We start from the raw sequence: 15,494 nt of genomic DNA, 5'->3' as shown, positions 1-15,494 counted from the left end.
GACTGACTGATCGGGATCGCGTTACTTTTTTTGCTCCGGAGTCTTCATGTCGTTGTCCAGCGGGCTGATCGCTCTGGTCGCCCTGGCCTACATGGCCGTCATGTTCGCCATCGCCTTCTACGGCGACCGCCGCAGCACACCATTGCCGCCGCGGCTGCGCGCCTGGGTGTACAGCCTGTCACTGGCGGTGTACTGCACCAGCTGGACCTTCTTCGGTGCGGTCGGCCAGGCGGCCGAGCAGCTGTGGGCCTTCCTGCCAATCTACCTGGGCCCGATCCTGCTGCTGATCTTCGCGCCCTGGGTGCTGCAGAAGATGGTGCTGATCAGCAAGCAGCAGAACATCACCTCGATCGCCGACTTCATCGCGGCCCGCTACGGCAAGTCGCAGACCCTGGCCGTGGTGGTGGCGCTGATCTGCCTGGTCGGGGTGCTGCCCTACATCGCCTTGCAGCTCAAGGGCATCGTGCTCGGTGTCAACCTGCTGATCGGCGCGAATGCCGACGCCACCGGCACCCGTGTGCAGGACACCGCGCTGGTGGTGTCGCTGGTATTGGCGTTGTTCGCCATCGTCTTTGGCACGCGCAGCCTCGACGTCACCGAACACCACCGCGGCATGGTCCTGGCCATCGCGTTCGAGTCCCTGATCAAGCTGCTGGCCTTCCTCGCCGTGGGCGTGTTCGTGGTGTTCAACCTGTACGACGGGTTTGACGACCTGTTCACCCAGGCGCGCCAGTCGGTGCTGCTGGACAGCTACTGGCAGGAGACGATCAACTGGCCCTCGATGGTGGTGCAGACCGCCGTGGCGATGATGGCGATCATCTGCCTGCCCCGGCAGTTCCACGTCACCGTGGTGGAGAACATCGAGCCGCAGGACATGCGCCTGGCGCGCTGGGTGTTCCCGATGTACCTGGCCTTGGCCGCGTTGTTCGTGGTGCCCATTGCCCTGGCCGGGCAAATGCTGCTGCCAGGCACGGTGATTTCCGACTCCTTCGTGATCAGCCTGCCGTTGGCCGAAGCGCACCCGAGCCTGGCTCTGCTGGCCTTCATCGGCGGTGCCTCGGCCGCCACCGGCATGGTCATCGTCGAGGCCGTGGCGTTGTCGACCATGGTGTCCAATGACATGCTGCTGCCGTGGCTGTTGCGCCGCAACAACGCCGAACGGCCCTTCGAGGTGTTCCGCCACTGGATGCTGTCGGTGCGCCGGGTGACCATCGTGGTCATCCTGCTGCTGGCCTATGTCAGCTATCGCCTGCTTGGCTCTACGGCAAGCCTTGCAACCATCGGCCAGATCGCCTTCGCCGCCGTGACCCAACTCACCCCGGCCATGCTCGGTGCGCTGTACTGGAAGCAAGCCAACCGCCGTGGCGTGTTCGCCGGCCTCGCTGCAGGTATCTTCCTGTGGTTCTACACCCTGGTGCTGCCAATCACCGCCCACAGCCTGGGCTGGTCGCTGCAGCTGTTCCCGGGCCTGGCGTGGCTGCACGGCAACCCGCTGGGCCTGCCGATCACGCCGCTCACACAGGGGGTAGTGCTGTCACTGGCGGGCAACTTCACGTTGTTCGCCTGGGTCTCGATGCTGTCGCGCACGCGCGTGTCGGAGCATTGGCAGGCGGGGCGTTTCATTGGCCAGCAGACCAGTGCCCGCCCCAACGGCAAACCGCTGCTGGCGGTGCAGATCGATGACCTGCTGACGCTGGCCTCACGCTTTGTCGGTGAGGAGCGTGCCCGGCAAAGCTTCATCCGCTTTGCTTATCGCCAGGGCAAAGGCTTCAATCCCAACCAGAACGCTGACGGCGACTGGATCGAACACACCGAGCGCCTGCTCGCCGGGGTGCTTGGCAGCTCCTCGACCCGCGCCGTGGTCAAGGCGGCCATCGAAGGCCGCGACATGCAGCTTGAAGACGTGGTGCGCATCGCCGATGAAGCCAGCGAAGTGCTGCAGTTCAACCGCGCCCTGCTGCAAGGCGCCATCGAGAACATCAACCAGGGCATCAGTGTGGTCGACCAGAACCTGCACCTGGTGGCCTGGAACCGCCGCTACCTGGAGCTGTTCAACTACCCCGACGGATTGATCAGCGTCGGCCGGCCTATCGCCGACATCATCCGCTACAACGCCGAACGCGGCCTGTGCGGCCCGGGAGAGGCGCAGGTGCATGTGGCCCGGCGCCTGCACTGGATGCGCCAAGGCCGCGCGCATTCGTCCGAGCGGCTGTTCCCCAATGGCCGGGTGATCGAACTGATCGGCAACCCGATGCCCGGGGGCGGCTTCGTCATGAGCTTCACCGATATCACCCCGTTCCGCGAGGCCGAACAGGCGTTGCGCGACGCCAACGAGCGCCTTGAACAGCGGGTGGCCGAACGCACCCACGAGCTGTCGCAACTCAACCAGGCGCTGTCGGAGGCCAAAAGCCAGGCCGAGGCGGTCAGCAAGTCCAAGACCCGCTTCCTGGCGGCGGTCAGCCATGACCTGATGCAGCCGCTCAACGCCGCGCGCTTGTTCTCCGCCGCCTTGTCGCAGCAGGCCGGGGGCATGAACGAGGAAGCCCAACAGTTGGTGCAGCACATGGACAGCTCGCTGCGTTCAGCCGAAGAGCTGATCAGCGACCTGCTGGATATCTCGCGCCTGGAAAACGGCAAGATCACCCCAGACGCCAAGCCTTTTGCCCTGAATGAGCTGTTCGATACGCTGGGTGCCGAGTTCAAGGTCCTGGCCGCCGAAAAGGGGCTGGAGTTCCGCCTGCGCGGTAGCCGCCTGCGAATCGACAGTGACATGAAACTGCTGCGCCGGGTGCTGCAGAACTTCCTGACCAATGCCCTGCGTTATGGCAAGAGCCCGATCCTGCTGGGCGCCCGGCGCCAGGGCGAACGGCTGTGGCTGGAGGTCTGGGACCGCGGCCCGGGCATCGCCGACGACAAGCTGCAGGTGATCTTCCAGGAGTTCAAGCGCCTGGACAGCCACCAGACCCGCGCCGAAAAGGGCCTGGGGCTGGGGCTGGCGATTGCCGATGGCCTGTGCCGGGTGCTCGGCCACACGCTGCAAGTGCGTTCCTGGCCTGGCAAAGGCACGGTGTTCCGCGTCAATGTACCGATCGCCCGCCAGGCAGCGGCCGCGCCGAGCGCCCCGGTGGAGCAAGCCAGCCAACCGCTAGCCGGGCTGCAGGTGCTGTGCATCGACAACGAAGACAGCATTCTGATCGGCATGAACAGCCTGCTCAGCCGCTGGGGCTGCCAGGTATGGACGGCGCGCAACCGCGCCGATTGCGAGGCGTTGCTGGCGCAGGGCATGCGCCCGCACCTGGCGCTGGTGGACTATCACCTGGATGACGGCGAAACCGGAACCGGGCTGATGGGCTGGCTACGCGCGCGCCTGGGCGAGCCGGTGCCTGGGGTGGTGATCAGCGCCGACGGCAGCAAGGAAACCTTGGCCACGGTGCATGCCGCAGGCCTTGATTACCTGGCCAAGCCGGTCAAGCCTGCGGCCTTGCGCGCGCTGCTCAATCGCCATCTGAGCCTGGTTCAGTAACCGCCTGGTCCGCCAGCGTTTCATCCGTCAGTGCCCGCTCCAGCAAATCGGCCGGCAGGCTTTTGCTGGCACGGGCGCCGAGCAGCTTGAGCTGCTCGCTGCGGCTGACCAGGTTGCCACGCCCTTCACAGAGTTTGTTGCGCGCAGCGGCATAGGCCTTGTCGACCTGCTGCAGGCGATTGCCCAGCTCGTCCAGGTCCTGGATGAACAGCACGAACTTGTCATACAGCCAACCGGCGCGTTCGGCGATCTCGCGGGCGTTCTGCCCTTGGCGTTCTTGCTTCCACAGGCTGTCGATGACCCGCAGAGTGGCGAGCAAGGTGGTCGGGCTGACGATCACGATCTGCCGGTCGAAGGCCTCCTGGAACAGGTTCGGCTCGGCCTGCAGGGCTGCCGAAAACGCGGCCTCGATGGGCACGAACAACAACACGAAATCCAGGCTGTGCAAGCCGTCCAGGCGGCTGTAGTCCTTGCTCGACAGCCCTTTGACGTGGCTGCGCAGCGACTGTACGTGCTGTTTGAGCGCGCTCTCATCATTGCTGCTGACAAACTGCTGGTAGGCCGTGAGGCTGACCTTGGCATCGACCACCACCTGCTTGTCACCGGGCAGCATGATCAGTACGTCTGGCTGGAAGCGCTCACCGTCGGCGCTCTTGAGGCTGACCTGGGTCTGGTACTCGCGGCCCTTTTCCAGGCCGGCATGCTCGAGCACGCGCTCGAGAATCAGCTCACCCCAGTTGCCTTGGGTTTTCTGGCCCTTGAGCGCCTGGGTGAGGTTGGTGGCTTCGTCGGACAGGCGCAGGTTGAGTTGCTGCAGGCGCTCCAGTTCCTTGCCCAGGGAAAAGCGTTCACGGGCTTCTTGTTGGTAGCTCTCCTCGACACGCTTTTCGAAGGCCTGGATGCGCTCCTTGAGCGGGTCAAGCAACTGGCCCAAGTGCTGCTGGCTGGTCTGCGCGAAACGCTGCTCGCGTTCGTCGAAGATTTTCGTGGCCAGGTCGGCGAACTGCGCGCGAAGGGTATCGCGGGCTTCCTGCAGGTCTTCCAGGCGCTGCTGGTGGCTGTCCTGCTGCTCACGCAGCTCCGCTTCCAGGCGCGCTGCCTGGGCCTCCAGGCGACGCAGTTCGGCTTCCCGGTTGGCGCGCTCCAGGTGCCAGGCGTGGGCAGCGTCACGGGCATTGTCGCGGTCAATCTGCAGCAGCTCGAGTTCACGGCCCTGGGCGGCCAGTTGGGCCTGCTTGAGCGTGTTGGCTTCGCTGAGGTCGCTCACCTCGTCACGGCTGGCATCCAGTTGTGCTTGCAGGCCTGCCTGGGCCAGCAGGGCCCCATTGAGGCGTTCTTCGAGCAAGGCCCGCTCGCCTTGGCCGGCAGCCTGACGGCGCTGCACCTGCATGACCCACACCAGGCAAGGCAAGGCGCCTGCCACCAAGCCCAGCACGATGCTGGTCAGATCCACTGCCATGCTTACCCCGAACAGTCTGTCGCAAATGAGCTGCAGCTTAACAGTCAGTCCGTTTCTGCGCCTGCTCTGGCGCGTTGGCCTGGCACAGCCGCGCATATTCCAGTTGCGCCCGGCGGTCGCCGGCGCGCGCCGCCTGGCGCAGCAATTCGTGCCCAATACGCCTGTCACGCGCGTTGCCGCAGTCGCGGCAAAGCATCTGCCCCAATCGGCTCTGGGCAACCACCACGCCCTCCCGAGCCGGCTGCTTGAGCAGGCGCCCGGCCAGATGCTTGACCTGAGGCTTTTCGCCCAGGCGCGGGTTGTCCAACAGCCAAAGGGCCACTTTCAGGGAAAAACGTCTGGACGAAGGGGCTGATGGCGTAACAGCGGGTTCGGTGGAGGATCTACCGCGAAATTTCATGACGAACAGAGAAGGCAATTTGAAAAGCGCGCCACTCTACCCTTTTTTTCTTGCCGTGGCCCGACGATTTTCAACGCCTGGAAAAAATTCTCGATGATCGTTTCTTGACGTTCCCACGTGGATGACCGGCGGATCTGCAACTGACTGATAACTGTCGGACAGTTCTGTAATTTGCTGGCACTCCCGTCCTAGAGCAAGCGCTCGGGACAATCCACAGTTCCTGTGGATAACTCGGTGGACAACCCCCCAAACCACCCCGCAAACCCGCGTGAACCGGGGCTTTCAGTCAAACTGACGATTTTTTCACCAGTAAAAAATAGTGTTTTTTTTCATTGACTTAAGGCATCAGTCAAGGCATTGGCAGGGTCGATGGGGGGTGTTGCCAAGCTGTTACAAGTCACGCCCGGAATGTGAACAAGTGCACCGAAAACCTGCATTTGAATGCACGAAATTGGTACATCCGGCCGGTTATGGGCCATTTGCCCCCTCTTCACACAACGCAAAAGAAGCGCCATACTACCCGGCTTACCCGAAGAAACGTGGCAATGCTTGCAAAGCTTCTGAGCTTGCGGTAAGGTGCGCCTCGTTAGTACCAAGCTGAAAGTCAATTCTGGCCAGAAGCGTCCTTGCAGGCCTGCTCCCCCCAAGAGCACCACTGCTGAAACCAGGACCGGCCCTTTCGATGATTCACTCTCCAGCCTTGCGCTGTTCAGCACGAATCACGTGACAGATTGATCAGGATTCCATACCGATGGCCTAGAACCTTGGCCCCGGCATGCTGCCTGCCCTCTGAAGTACCTACCAGTCAGCCCAAGCGCCCACCTTATGATTGCGCCCCCTCTGGCTGCCCTGTTCCAGTCAGGTTCGTTCGTCCCTTAATAAAGGCGTCACTGGAACGTTTCTATCATGCACGGATCATAATCCCCGTGTTTAAAGCAGGAACATCCAACAATATGCAAACTCAACAAATTCAGGCTGCCATTGGCACCCTCTCCCAGGCCTTCTCGCCGTTGAAGTGCCTTATCACCGCCCCACGCAAGGGCAACTTCAGCTTCACCCTGGTGGACGAGCACGGCGTTGCCTGCCACACCGAACGCCTGTACCCCGAACAGTACAGCCGCTCGGAACCGCTGCAAGCCGTCATTGCCCGGACGCGCCAGTCGCTCACTGCGTGAGCGGCGAATACCGTGGCATTCAGTCGCTGAATGACGCACACGGTAAGCTACCTGATCGTTCTTGGCCTAATTGCCGCAAGGTATATAGCGCCGAACGACAGGCAGCAATCGATTTAAAAACAGCCCTTTACACCACGATTATCACACTACACTTCAACTCGAGCGGTCCTTGCCGCTTCCGGCGGGCCTGATCATTCACCAGCTGCCAAGCTCCCACGCCCGTCGGCCCCTTACTGCTCGAGGGCATCATGGGTATTGCGGCGAATGAATTGTGTCAGTATGTGATTCGACCAACCTTGGTCTACCTCAATCGTCATTGTGCCAGTGCCGAAGCCCTTTTGCTGGGCATCGCGGCCAGCCAGTCGGCACTCGGGTCGGCGCTGCATGATCGCCGTGGCCACGGGCTTTACCGTATCGGCGAGCATCGCCACCGCGCGGTCTGGGACGATTTTCTCGCCCGTGACCCTGAGCTGGCCAGCCTGGTCCGCGGCCTGGCGAGCCAACATGCGTTTCTGGGTGGCCCGCACCTGGAGCTTGCAGTCAACCTGCGCTACTCCACCGCCATCGCCTGGATGCTCATCGAAGCGCAAGCCACGCCCCTGCCTGCCGTCGACGACCTGCTAGGCCAGGCGCGAATCTGGCGTCAGATCTTTAACCCCCAGGGCCGTCTGCGCGACTTCACGCAGGCCTGGCATCTGTGTATTACTCAGAAATTGCCACAGGCATCTTAGGAAACGCCCTACAGCACTACCGGAAAAAATGGAATTTTGGTCGGATTGTCCTACAAAACCGCTCTATCTCCTGCGATACAGGCTATGGCGCGGCGCGTGAATTGTTGGTAGCTTTTCGCCCCGGAGATCCCAAGGAGTTTCTAATAATGAAAAAAGTAATGCTCAAAACCTCCCTCGGCTTGGCCGTGGCTTTCGCCTCCAGCCATCTGTTCGCTGCCGGCTTTGCCCTCAACGAACAGAGCATCAGCAGCATGGGGACAGGTTTCGCGGGACGTTCTTCTTCTGCCGAAGATGCCAGTACTGTGTTTGGCAACCCGGCAGGCATGTCACGCCTCAAGCGCGAACAATTCACCGTGGGCGGCGCTGCCGTCATTGCCAAAACCGATATCTCGGGCCCTGGAAGCAACCTCGGGGGGGAAACCGACGGTGACATGGTGCCTGTGGTCGGCGTACCGATGGGCTACTACGTCAAACCCCTCGACGATCACTGGAGCGTCGGTTTCGGCGTCTATGTACCGTTTGGCCTGGTCACCGACTACGGTAGCGACGATGCCGCGCGCTATTGGGGTAAAAAGAGCCACGTCGAAGTCATCACCTTCCAGCCAACCGTCAGCTACGCCTTCAACGATAAGGTGTCGATCGGTTTCGGCCCGACCATCAACCGCATCAAGGGCGAGTTGGGCTCAAGCCTGATCAACCCGTTCACGCCGGGCAGCAATGACGGTGAAGTGAAGATCAAGGGCGACGATACCGCTGTCGGTTACAACATCGGTATCCTGGTGCAGGCCACCGACCGTACTCGTGTCGGCCTGACCTACCACTCCATGGTCGACTACAAGCTCGAAGGCAAGACCCGTGTGAGCACTCCGCTGATCGGGCCTTTCAATGGCGACAAGTTCGACGCCAGCCTCAAGATCAAGACACCGGAATCGGTGGATCTTTCGGTCACCCACGAACTCGACGACCAATGGACCCTCTACGCGGGCAGCACCTGGACCCGTTGGAGCCGCCTCAAAGACATCACCGTGCAGAACGATGTGCCGGCACCGCTTGCAGGTTCGGCGTTTGAGACCATCAGCGAAGAGCAGAACTGGCACGACACCTGGGCCCACGCCATTGGCGCGTCCTACAAGGTGAACAAGGAGTGGGTGCTGCGCACCGGCTTTACCGTCGACCAATCGCCAACCAACAACCACGACCGTTCACCGCGCATCCCGACTGGCGACCGCAAGGTGTTCAGCCTGGGTGCGGGCTGGAGCCCGAACGACGACATGACCATCGACGTGGCCTACTCCTACCTGTGGGAAGAGGACACCAAGGTCAACCAGGTCAGCGCCACCAAAGGCAGCTACCAGGCCAAGTACGAGAACAGCGCTCACGGTGTAGGTGCCTCCCTCACCTACCGTTTCTGATCCGCACGGCTGTGTAAAAGCAGCCCGTGTGGCTGACGCCAGTCAGTCCGCGATATCAGGGCTGCTACGCAGCCCATCGCTGGCACGCCGGCGCTCACAGGGACCGCGCAGTGCTTTAGGTTCTGTGTTGTACCTGTAAGGGCCAGCTTGCCGGCGATGGGCTGCAAACCCCAAGCGAAAAAGGCAAAACAAGAGCGCGGGGTTAGGGCTGCGATGCAATCGCCTTCTCGATCGCCGCCGTGAACTCAGCATCATCCGGTTTGGTCAGGCTGGAGAAGTTGGCAATCACCTTGCCCCTGCGATCAATCACGTACTTGTAGAAATTCCACTTCGGAGCACTGCTCTGCTCCGCCAGCCCCACGAACAGCGGGATCGCATCCTTGCCGCGCACCGCCTGGGTCTTGGTCATGGTGAACGTCACGCCATAGTTGGCATAACAGACCTTGGCGGTCTTCTCGCTGTCGGCGTCTTCCTGCTTGAAATCGTTGGACGGCACGCCAAGCATCTCCAAGCCTTGCTCGTGATATTTCTTGTAGACACTCTCAAGCCCCTCGAACTGCGGCGCAAACCCGCAATAACTGGCCGTGTTGATCACCACCAGAGGCTTACCGGCAAAACGCTGGCAAAGGTCGACCTCACCCTTGCCACGCAACTCCGGCAAGCTGCCCTGCAACAATGCCGGGCAATCCGCCGCCCAGGCAGAACCGGCAGCGAACATGACCAGCAACGGCATCATCAACCCATATGCACGCATCGAAACACTCCTCTGCAAGACGACCCTCGAACTTGCAGGGTAGCGCTTAACACACACCTACGCCCAGTTGCATGAGGGCCATGCCGCCCCGATGCCAGCCCCACCACGCCAGCACCAGCAGCAGTGCCGCCCCCACGGCGAGCAACGCGCGGGCCAGGTAGCGGTTCATGCCGCCTGAGCCTGCAGGCGGGCGACCGGGCGTTCACTCACCGGCCAGTTGAGTGCGGCTGCCAGCAGGCTGAGCAGAATGGAGATCTGCCAGACCAGGTCGTAATTACCGGTACGGTCATACACCACCCCCCCCAGCCAGCCACCGAGGAAGGCACCCAACTGATGGAACAGGAAGACGATGCCGCCCAGCATCGACAGGTTACGCACGCCGAATACCGTGGCAACGGTGCCATTGGTCAAGGGCACGGTCGAAAGCCACAGCAAGCCCATGGCAATGCCGAAGAGGTAGGCGCTGAACTGGGTCACGGGTGCCCAGAGGAACAGCACGATCACCACCGCGCGCAACAGGTACAACGCCGTGAGCAGGCGCGGCTTGGACATGCGCCCACCCAACCAGCCCGCCGTGTAGGTGCCGACGATGTTGAACAGCCCGACCAGCGCCAGCACGGTGGTACCGGTGGTTGCCGCCAGGTGCTGGTCAACCAGATAGGCCGGCAAGTGCACGCCAATGAATACCACCTGGAAGCCGCAGACAAAAAAGCCCAGCGCCAGCAGCCAGAAACCCGAATGCGAGCAGGCTTCACGCAACGCCTGGCCCAGCGTTTGTTCGCCACCGAGGGCAGGCAACGGGCGGTCACGCAGCAGCCCGACAAAGGGCACGATCAATGCCACCAGCAGGCCGAGCACCAGCAGCGCTGCCGACCAGCCCAGCCATTCGATAAGGCCCAGCGTACCGGGCAGCATGGCAAACTGGCCGAACGAGCCTGCCGCGCTGGCAATGCCCATGGCCATGCTGCGCTTCTCAGCCGGCACCGCCCGGCCAACCACGCCAAGAATGACCGAGAACGAGGTGCCGGACAGGCCGATACCAATCAGCAGGCCGGCACTGAGTGACAGCGACCAGGCCGAGTCGGCCGTACTCATCAGCAGCAGGCCCGCGGTATACAAGATGCCGCCGATGATGACCACCCGCGCTGCGCCCAGGCGGTCTGCCAACGCACCGGCAAACGGCTGCGCCAAACCCCAGATCAGGTTCTGCAGGGCAATGGCGAACGCGAAAACTTCACGGCCCCAGCCAAAATCTGCGCTCATCGGCGCCAGGAACAAGCCGAAGCCGTGCCGCACACCCAGGGACAATGCCAGGATCAACGCAGCCCCCACCAGTACCCACCCGCTGGTTCGCCAAACCGAAGTCATTGTCGTTATCTCCAGCACATCACAAGGTTATGCGGGTATATACCCGCTTTAAGTCAAATTGGCTCAAGCCAGTTCTGCCAGCAAACGCACCAACTGGTCGCGCTGCCCCTCACCCAATCGCTGCACCAGTACTTGCTGCGCCAGCTCCCATGCTGGGTAGGCCGCTTGCAAGCGGCTCGCCCCCGCGTCAGTCAACAGCACGACACGGTTGCGCTGGTCATCCCCCTCAGCCAAAGCTACCAAGCCTTCGGCTTCCAGCACCCTCAGGTTGCGGCCAAGGGTGCTGCGCTCCAGGCCCATGGCTTCAGCCAGGGTGGTGATACTCGGCCGGTCGAGCCGCTGCAGGTGGCGCAATAGGGAAAATTGGGCGACGTTGATGCCGAAACCTTCGAGGGCTTCGTCGTAATGCCGGCTCACCCCACGGGCGGCACGACGCAGGTGGGTGCAGATGCATTCACTGGTCAACATGGTTACGTGTATATACCCGCGTTTGGCATGTTGCAAGAAGTTTCAGCGCTGCTGCGGGCTCAAACGTCGGCGGATCGGCTCGAATGCTTCGGTAGCGCTGCGCGCCAGCGGGTCCGGTGCCCCGTTATCGATGGCTTGCCAATAGCGCCAGGGCACCTTGGCCGAACCCAGCTCATAGTCCATGCCATCCCAGCTGTCCTCACGGAAGCTGTAGAAGGCCCAGTGCAACTGGTTGCGATCAAGCACGCTGAGCACGTCTTCAAGGTACTGCCTGCAGCCCGGCAAGCGGCGCATGCAACCGAACTCGCCAACGACCAGGCGCTCACGCGGCACGTTGTTGGCCGCCATCCACGCCAGCGGCTGCTCAAGGTACTGCTCTACCCGTTTGCCATCCCAGTGCCAGGTTTGCCCGGCAAAGGGTACCGGCCCTGGATAGGCATACGGTTTTTTGCGCGCCATGTTTGGCGCGCTGGTGGCGGCATAGGGCTCGTACATGTGAATGCTGTACAGCACCCGCTGATCCTTGAGCGGCTCGGGCCAGTAGCTCAAAGCATCGGCTGCTGCATACCAACCAGCGTCGAGCATGACTGGCATGAGCGTATCCACCTCACGGATCGCCAGCAGCAGTTGCCGGTAAAAGCCGGGCAGATCACGTGTACCGCCCTTTTCGCGCGCATACCACTGCTGCATGTGCCGCTCGGGCGCATGCTCGGCAAGGCCGCCCTCACGCTCCGGTGCAGGTTCGTTGATCAGGTTGTAGGCAGCGATGGCCGGGTGGCCCTTGAGCTCGCGCGCCAGGTCACGCCAGAAATCGGCCGCCTGGGCCCAGTACTGCTTGTCTTGCCACAGGCGGTCATCGAACTGGCCCTGGTTGTTTTGCGACCAGCGCATGCCCGGCAGCGAAAGTGGGGCAATCACGACCTTCAGGCCAGCCTCATGCGCACGATCAAGTGTTTCACGCAGTGTTTTGAGGTCCGTTTCGGCCAAGCCCCGGTAATGGTCGGCGCTACCCAACAGAAAGTCGCGCTGCGCAGGTTGCCATTTGTCATAGGACAACCGCACCCAGGTGGCGCCATAACCGCGCAAAGCGTCGAAGTAAGCCTGATCGGGTGGCAGGCGGTTGAAGCTGTTACCGCCGTGGCGCGGGGTGCTCCAGAAACCCATGAGGTCGGCGGCAAGGGCCGGTGGCAGGGCAAAGATGAACAAGCTGGCAAGGATCCAATGCCACATGAGGCCTCCTTGGCCAATTGAAAAAACCGAGGATACCCTTTCCGACCCACGAAGCATTTGCTGATGTATTGCCGGGCATTGCACCTGGCAGGTGCAGCTACATCCCCAAAGCGAGCCCCAGCACCACGGCCAGCTCCAGCAACTCCAGCACTGCCCCCGCGGTATCGCCAGTGGTCCCGCCCAAGCGCTGGCACATCAGCTGTCGTAACCAGCAGAACACCGCGAACGCCAGCAGGCCCACCCACAGCGCACTCCAGCCCCCCAGCAGCAGGCAGAACAGCAAACTGCCCACCAGCACCCAGCGCGCCGTGCGACGCGGCAGGTGCTCGGCCAGCGCTTGCCCAAGCCCGCCAGGGCGCACGTATGGCGTGCCCAGGAACAGCCCCAGCATCGCTGCCCGCCCAATCACAGGTGCCAGCACCAGCAGTGCACCCGCACCCCGCTCGACAAGCACCCACAGCGCACAGAACTTCAGCAACAACACCAGCACCAGGGTGACCACGGCAATCGGCCCGCTGCGCGGGTCCTTCATGATCTTGAGCGTGCGCTCGCGATCGCCGAACCCACCCAGCCACGCATCAGCGCTGTCTGCCAGGCCGTCCAGGTGCAGCGCACCACTGAGCAATACCCATAGGGCCAACAGCAACGCCGCGTGCAAAGGTGCCGGCGCGCCTTGCAACAGATGGCTGGCAAGCCACAGCAACAGCCCGAACAGCAATCCGACCAGCGGATAGCACAGCAGCGAGCGCCCCACCTCACGCGGTTCAGGCATACCGGGCAAGCGTACCGGCAGGCTGCTGAGAAACTGCAGGGCAATCCAAAAAGGCAGCATTTCAGTGCACCTCGGTCAATTGGCCGTCTCCGCCCAGGCTAAGACGTACAAGCGCGCCGTGGCCCACTTCGACCTGCAGCAACTGCTCCTTGGGCAAACCGCGCGCACGCGCCAGCAGCAGGCGCATGACGCCACCGTGGGTGACCAACAACACCTGCTTGCCGGCATGCTGCTGATGCAAGCGGGCGACAGCCCCCAGCACCCGCTGGGCGAACGCACTGACGGCCTCACCGCCGGGCGGCGTATAGCTGTAAGGATCGGCCCAGAAACGTCCCAGCTCATCCGCTTGCGTCTGCATGATCTGCAGGGCGCTGCGCCCTTCCCACTCACCGAAGTGCAGCTCTTGCAGATCGGCTTCGCGCTGCACCGTCAAACCCAGCCGTTCACCCAGCTCATCGGCAAACCGCGCACAACGCTGCAAGGGTGAGCTGACCACTACTTGCCAAGGGGCGCGATCCTCCACGGCACTGCGCATCTGCGCCCAGCCCAGTTCGGTGAGGGCATCGTCCAGGCTGCCACGCAAACCGCCACCCTGTTCGGTTTCACCGTGGCGCAACAAGTGCAGCATCATGCCGGCCGGTCCGCCACGGCTGCTTCGGCAAAGGTCGCCATCTGCCCATGCAGCACGCAGGCCATGCGCAACAGTGGCACCGCCAGCGCCGCACCGCTGCCCTCGCCCAGGCGCAGCCCCAGGGCCAGCAGCGGCTCGGCCTGCAGGGCCTCGAGCAACGCCTTGTGCCCAGGCTCGGCACCTTGGTGGGCAAACAGCAGCCAGGCCCGGCAGTGTGGGTTCAGGCGCACGGCTACCAGCGCGGCGACGCTGCAGATGAAGCCGTCCACCAACACCGCTATGCCCTGCTGTGCACAGGCCAGGTAGGCGCCGGCCAGGGCGGCGATCTCAAAACCACCCACACAGGCCAGCGCCTGCAGCGGGTCGTCGGCACGCAGGCCGTGCAGCACCAAAGCGCGCTCTATCACCTCAGCCTTGTGGCGGACCCCTGCGCTGTCCAGGCCAGTGCCTGGGCCACTGAGTTCGCGCGCCGGGCAGCCCAGCAGGGTGCTGGCCAGCGCTGCAGCAGCCGTGGTATTGCCAATGCCCATCTCGCCACCGATGAACAGCTGCGCGCCGTTCTGGGCTGCGCGCAGGGCGCTGTCACGGCCGGCTTGCAGGGCCGCCCGCAGTTGCACCTCGGTCATCGCCGGCTGGCGGGCGAAGTTGGCGGTGCCGGCACCCAGGCACAGGTGGCGAACACCAGGCAATTGCAGGTTCGGGTCGATGGTGCCGAGGTCGACCACGTCCAGGCTGGCCTGCAGTTGGCGCGCCAGCACGCTGATCGCTGCGCCGCCGGCGACGAAGTTGCGCAACATCTGCCCGGTGACCGCCTGCGGATAGGCCGAAATCCCCTCCTCGACCACGCCATGGTCACCGGCAAAGAGGGTGATGGCGACCTGATCCAGGCTCGGTCGCTCAACCCCCTGCAGCCCGGCCAGGTGCACAGCCAGGTGTTCCAGCTGGCCGAGCGACCCGGCAGGTTTGGTCAGCTGCTGCTGACGGGCGCGGGCCTGATCCATGGCGGCGGTGTCCAGAGGTTGGCAGGCATCAAGCCACCAGGTCGAATTCATAAAGCAGGTCCTTTAAGCATAAGGGGCAGGCCAGCGACGGTGAGTACCACCCGCTGGCAACGTTCGGCGACGGCCTGGTGCAGCCAGCCGGCCTGGTCGACATAACGCCGGGTCAGCTCGCCCATGGGCACTACACCCAGGCCGGTTTCATTGCTGACCAGAATGATCACGCCGGGCAATTGCTCCAGGCAGTCGAGCAGTGCATCGCGCTCTTGGGCCAGGCGCTGATCGTCGTCGAGCATCAACAGATTGGTCAGCCACAGGGTCAGGCAGTCCACCAGCAGGCAGCGCCCTTCGCCCGCTTCGGCGCGCAGCGCGGCAGCCAGGGCCAGCGGCTCTTCGATCAGTGCCCAATCGCTTGGCCGGCGCTGGCGGTGCAGGCGTACCCGTTCGTTCATTTCGCCATCGAGGGGTTCGCTGGTGGCGATATAGGTCACCGGCAGGCCGCTGTCGACTGCCAGTTGTTCGGCCAGGCGGCTTTTGCCCGAACGGGCACCGCCGAGGATCAGGTTGCGCATG

Annotated in this window: 14 protein-coding genes and 1 pseudogene; 4 read left to right on the top strand and 11 right to left on the bottom strand. The window is 63.0% G+C overall.

Annotation, left to right across the window (positions count from 1 at the left end; genetic code table 11):
- Positions 1 to 46 precede the first annotated feature (46 nt).
- Positions 47 to 3,523, top strand: a complete 3,477-nt coding sequence (locus ABRP30_RS06485; RefSeq protein WP_241802791.1) for a hybrid sensor histidine kinase/response regulator — start codon at positions 47 to 49, stop codon at positions 3,521 to 3,523.
- Here ABRP30_RS06485 and rmuC read toward each other — a convergent pair.
- Both rmuC and ABRP30_RS06475 read right to left on the bottom strand, forming a co-directional pair.
- The gene (gene rmuC, locus ABRP30_RS06480; RefSeq protein ID WP_241803389.1) at positions 3,495 to 4,868 is read right to left on the bottom strand and encodes a DNA recombination protein RmuC; all 1,374 of its coding nucleotides are present in this window, start codon (positions 4,866 to 4,868) and stop codon (positions 3,495 to 3,497) included. The genes ABRP30_RS06485 and rmuC overlap by 29 nt on opposite strands.
- Positions 4,869 to 5,037: 169 nt before the next feature.
- A pseudogene (locus ABRP30_RS06475) lies at positions 5,038 to 5,382 on the bottom strand (sel1 repeat family protein); the annotation flags it as partial.
- 953 nt (positions 5,383 to 6,335) lie between these two features.
- Here ABRP30_RS06475 and ABRP30_RS06470 point away from each other — a divergent pair.
- The 3 genes from ABRP30_RS06470 to ABRP30_RS06460 all read left to right on the top strand — a co-directional run bounded on the left by ABRP30_RS06470 (position 6,336) and on the right by ABRP30_RS06460 (position 8,700).
- Positions 6,336 to 6,557, top strand: a complete 222-nt coding sequence (locus tag ABRP30_RS06470) for a hypothetical protein (RefSeq protein WP_241802790.1) — start codon at positions 6,336 to 6,338, stop codon at positions 6,555 to 6,557.
- Between the two features lie 248 nt (positions 6,558 to 6,805).
- Entirely contained in the window at positions 6,806 to 7,288 is a 483-nt protein-coding gene (locus tag ABRP30_RS06465) for a hypothetical protein (RefSeq protein ID WP_349976565.1), read from the top strand.
- A gap of 146 nt (positions 7,289 to 7,434) precedes the next feature.
- On the top strand, positions 7,435 to 8,700 hold the full coding sequence (locus ABRP30_RS06460; RefSeq protein WP_267821755.1) for an OmpP1/FadL family transporter: 1,266 nt from the start codon (positions 7,435 to 7,437) through the stop codon (positions 8,698 to 8,700).
- A gap of 202 nt (positions 8,701 to 8,902) precedes the next feature.
- Here the strand turns inward: ABRP30_RS06460 and ABRP30_RS06455 are convergent, their stop codons facing one another.
- The 9 genes from ABRP30_RS06455 to cobU form a co-directional block, all read right to left on the bottom strand.
- Positions 8,903 to 9,454, bottom strand: a complete 552-nt coding sequence (locus ABRP30_RS06455; protein WP_267821753.1) for a glutathione peroxidase — start codon at positions 9,452 to 9,454, stop codon at positions 8,903 to 8,905.
- Between the two features lie 46 nt (positions 9,455 to 9,500).
- Entirely contained in the window at positions 9,501 to 9,623 is a 123-nt protein-coding gene (locus ABRP30_RS06450; RefSeq protein ID WP_267821751.1) for a hypothetical protein, read from the bottom strand.
- Positions 9,620 to 10,822 (bottom strand): MFS transporter, encoded by a 1,203-nt coding sequence (locus tag ABRP30_RS06445; protein WP_241802780.1) that lies wholly within the window; start codon positions 10,820 to 10,822, stop codon positions 9,620 to 9,622. Before ABRP30_RS06445 ends, ABRP30_RS06450 begins: the two co-directional genes overlap by 4 nt.
- Positions 10,823 to 10,885: 63 nt before the next feature.
- Complete coding sequence (locus ABRP30_RS06440) at positions 10,886 to 11,290, bottom strand: MarR family winged helix-turn-helix transcriptional regulator (RefSeq protein WP_241802778.1); 405 nt, start codon at positions 11,288 to 11,290, stop codon at positions 10,886 to 10,888.
- Between the two features lie 42 nt (positions 11,291 to 11,332).
- Positions 11,333 to 12,454 (bottom strand): glycoside hydrolase family 5 protein, encoded by a 1,122-nt coding sequence (locus tag ABRP30_RS06435; RefSeq protein WP_267823901.1) that lies wholly within the window; start codon positions 12,452 to 12,454, stop codon positions 11,333 to 11,335.
- A gap of 163 nt (positions 12,455 to 12,617) precedes the next feature.
- A complete protein-coding gene (locus tag ABRP30_RS06430; RefSeq protein WP_267821748.1) occupies positions 12,618 to 13,352 on the bottom strand; it encodes an adenosylcobinamide-GDP ribazoletransferase in 735 nt (244 codons plus the stop codon).
- Position 13,353: 1 nt separating this feature from the next.
- Positions 13,354 to 13,923, bottom strand: coding sequence for an alpha-ribazole phosphatase family protein (gene cobC / locus ABRP30_RS06425; RefSeq protein ID WP_267821746.1), 570 nt, complete (start codon positions 13,921 to 13,923; stop codon positions 13,354 to 13,356).
- A complete protein-coding gene (gene cobT / locus ABRP30_RS06420) occupies positions 13,920 to 14,975 on the bottom strand; it encodes a nicotinate-nucleotide--dimethylbenzimidazole phosphoribosyltransferase (RefSeq protein WP_349976566.1) in 1,056 nt (351 codons plus the stop codon). The genes cobC and cobT overlap by 4 nt, the downstream gene beginning before the upstream one ends.
- Positions 14,972 to 15,493 (bottom strand): bifunctional adenosylcobinamide kinase/adenosylcobinamide-phosphate guanylyltransferase, encoded by a 522-nt coding sequence (cobU, locus tag ABRP30_RS06415; protein ID WP_349976567.1) that lies wholly within the window; start codon positions 15,491 to 15,493, stop codon positions 14,972 to 14,974. Before cobU ends, cobT begins: the two co-directional genes overlap by 4 nt.
- Between the last annotated feature and the right edge of the window lies 1 nt (position 15,494).

The sequence above is a fragment of the Pseudomonas sp. WHRI 8519 genome (assembly GCF_040224055.2).
In the GTDB taxonomy this organism is placed as follows: Bacteria; Pseudomonadota; Gammaproteobacteria; order Pseudomonadales; family Pseudomonadaceae; genus Aquipseudomonas; species Aquipseudomonas putida_X.
Note: the sequence above shows the minus strand (reverse complement) of the source record. Positions and strands in the feature narration are given on the sequence as shown.

Bases quoted from the DNA above. Each gene is read 5' to 3' on its own strand.
- ABRP30_RS06485 (WP_241802791.1), top strand. From the start codon at position 47: ATGTCGTTGTCCAGCGGGCTGATCGCTCTGGTCGCCCTGGCCTACATG.
- ABRP30_RS06470 (WP_241802790.1), top strand. From the start codon at position 6,336: ATGCAAACTCAACAAATTCAGGCTGCCATTGGCACCCTCTCCCAGGCC.
- ABRP30_RS06465 (WP_349976565.1), top strand. From the start codon at position 6,806: ATGGGTATTGCGGCGAATGAATTGTGTCAGTATGTGATTCGACCAACC.
- ABRP30_RS06460 (WP_267821755.1), top strand. From the start codon at position 7,435: ATGAAAAAAGTAATGCTCAAAACCTCCCTCGGCTTGGCCGTGGCTTTC.
- ABRP30_RS06455 (WP_267821753.1), bottom strand. From the start codon at position 9,454: ATGCGTGCATATGGGTTGATGATGCCGTTGCTGGTCATGTTCGCTGCC.
- ABRP30_RS06450 (WP_267821751.1), bottom strand. From the start codon at position 9,623: ATGAACCGCTACCTGGCCCGCGCGTTGCTCGCCGTGGGGGCGGCACTG.
- ABRP30_RS06445 (WP_241802780.1), bottom strand. From the start codon at position 10,822: ATGACTTCGGTTTGGCGAACCAGCGGGTGGGTACTGGTGGGGGCTGCG.
- ABRP30_RS06440 (WP_241802778.1), bottom strand. From the start codon at position 11,290: ATGTTGACCAGTGAATGCATCTGCACCCACCTGCGTCGTGCCGCCCGT.
- ABRP30_RS06435 (WP_267823901.1), bottom strand. From the start codon at position 12,454: ATGGGTTTCTGGAGCACCCCGCGCCACGGCGGTAACAGCTTCAACCGC.
- ABRP30_RS06430 (WP_267821748.1), bottom strand. From the start codon at position 13,352: ATGCTGCCTTTTTGGATTGCCCTGCAGTTTCTCAGCAGCCTGCCGGTA.
- cobC (WP_267821746.1), bottom strand. From the start codon at position 13,923: ATGATGCTGCACTTGTTGCGCCACGGTGAAACCGAACAGGGTGGCGGT.
- cobT (WP_349976566.1), bottom strand. From the start codon at position 14,975: ATGAATTCGACCTGGTGGCTTGATGCCTGCCAACCTCTGGACACCGCC.
- cobU (WP_349976567.1), bottom strand. From the start codon at position 15,493: ATGCGCAACCTGATCCTCGGCGGTGCCCGTTCGGGCAAAAGCCGCCTG.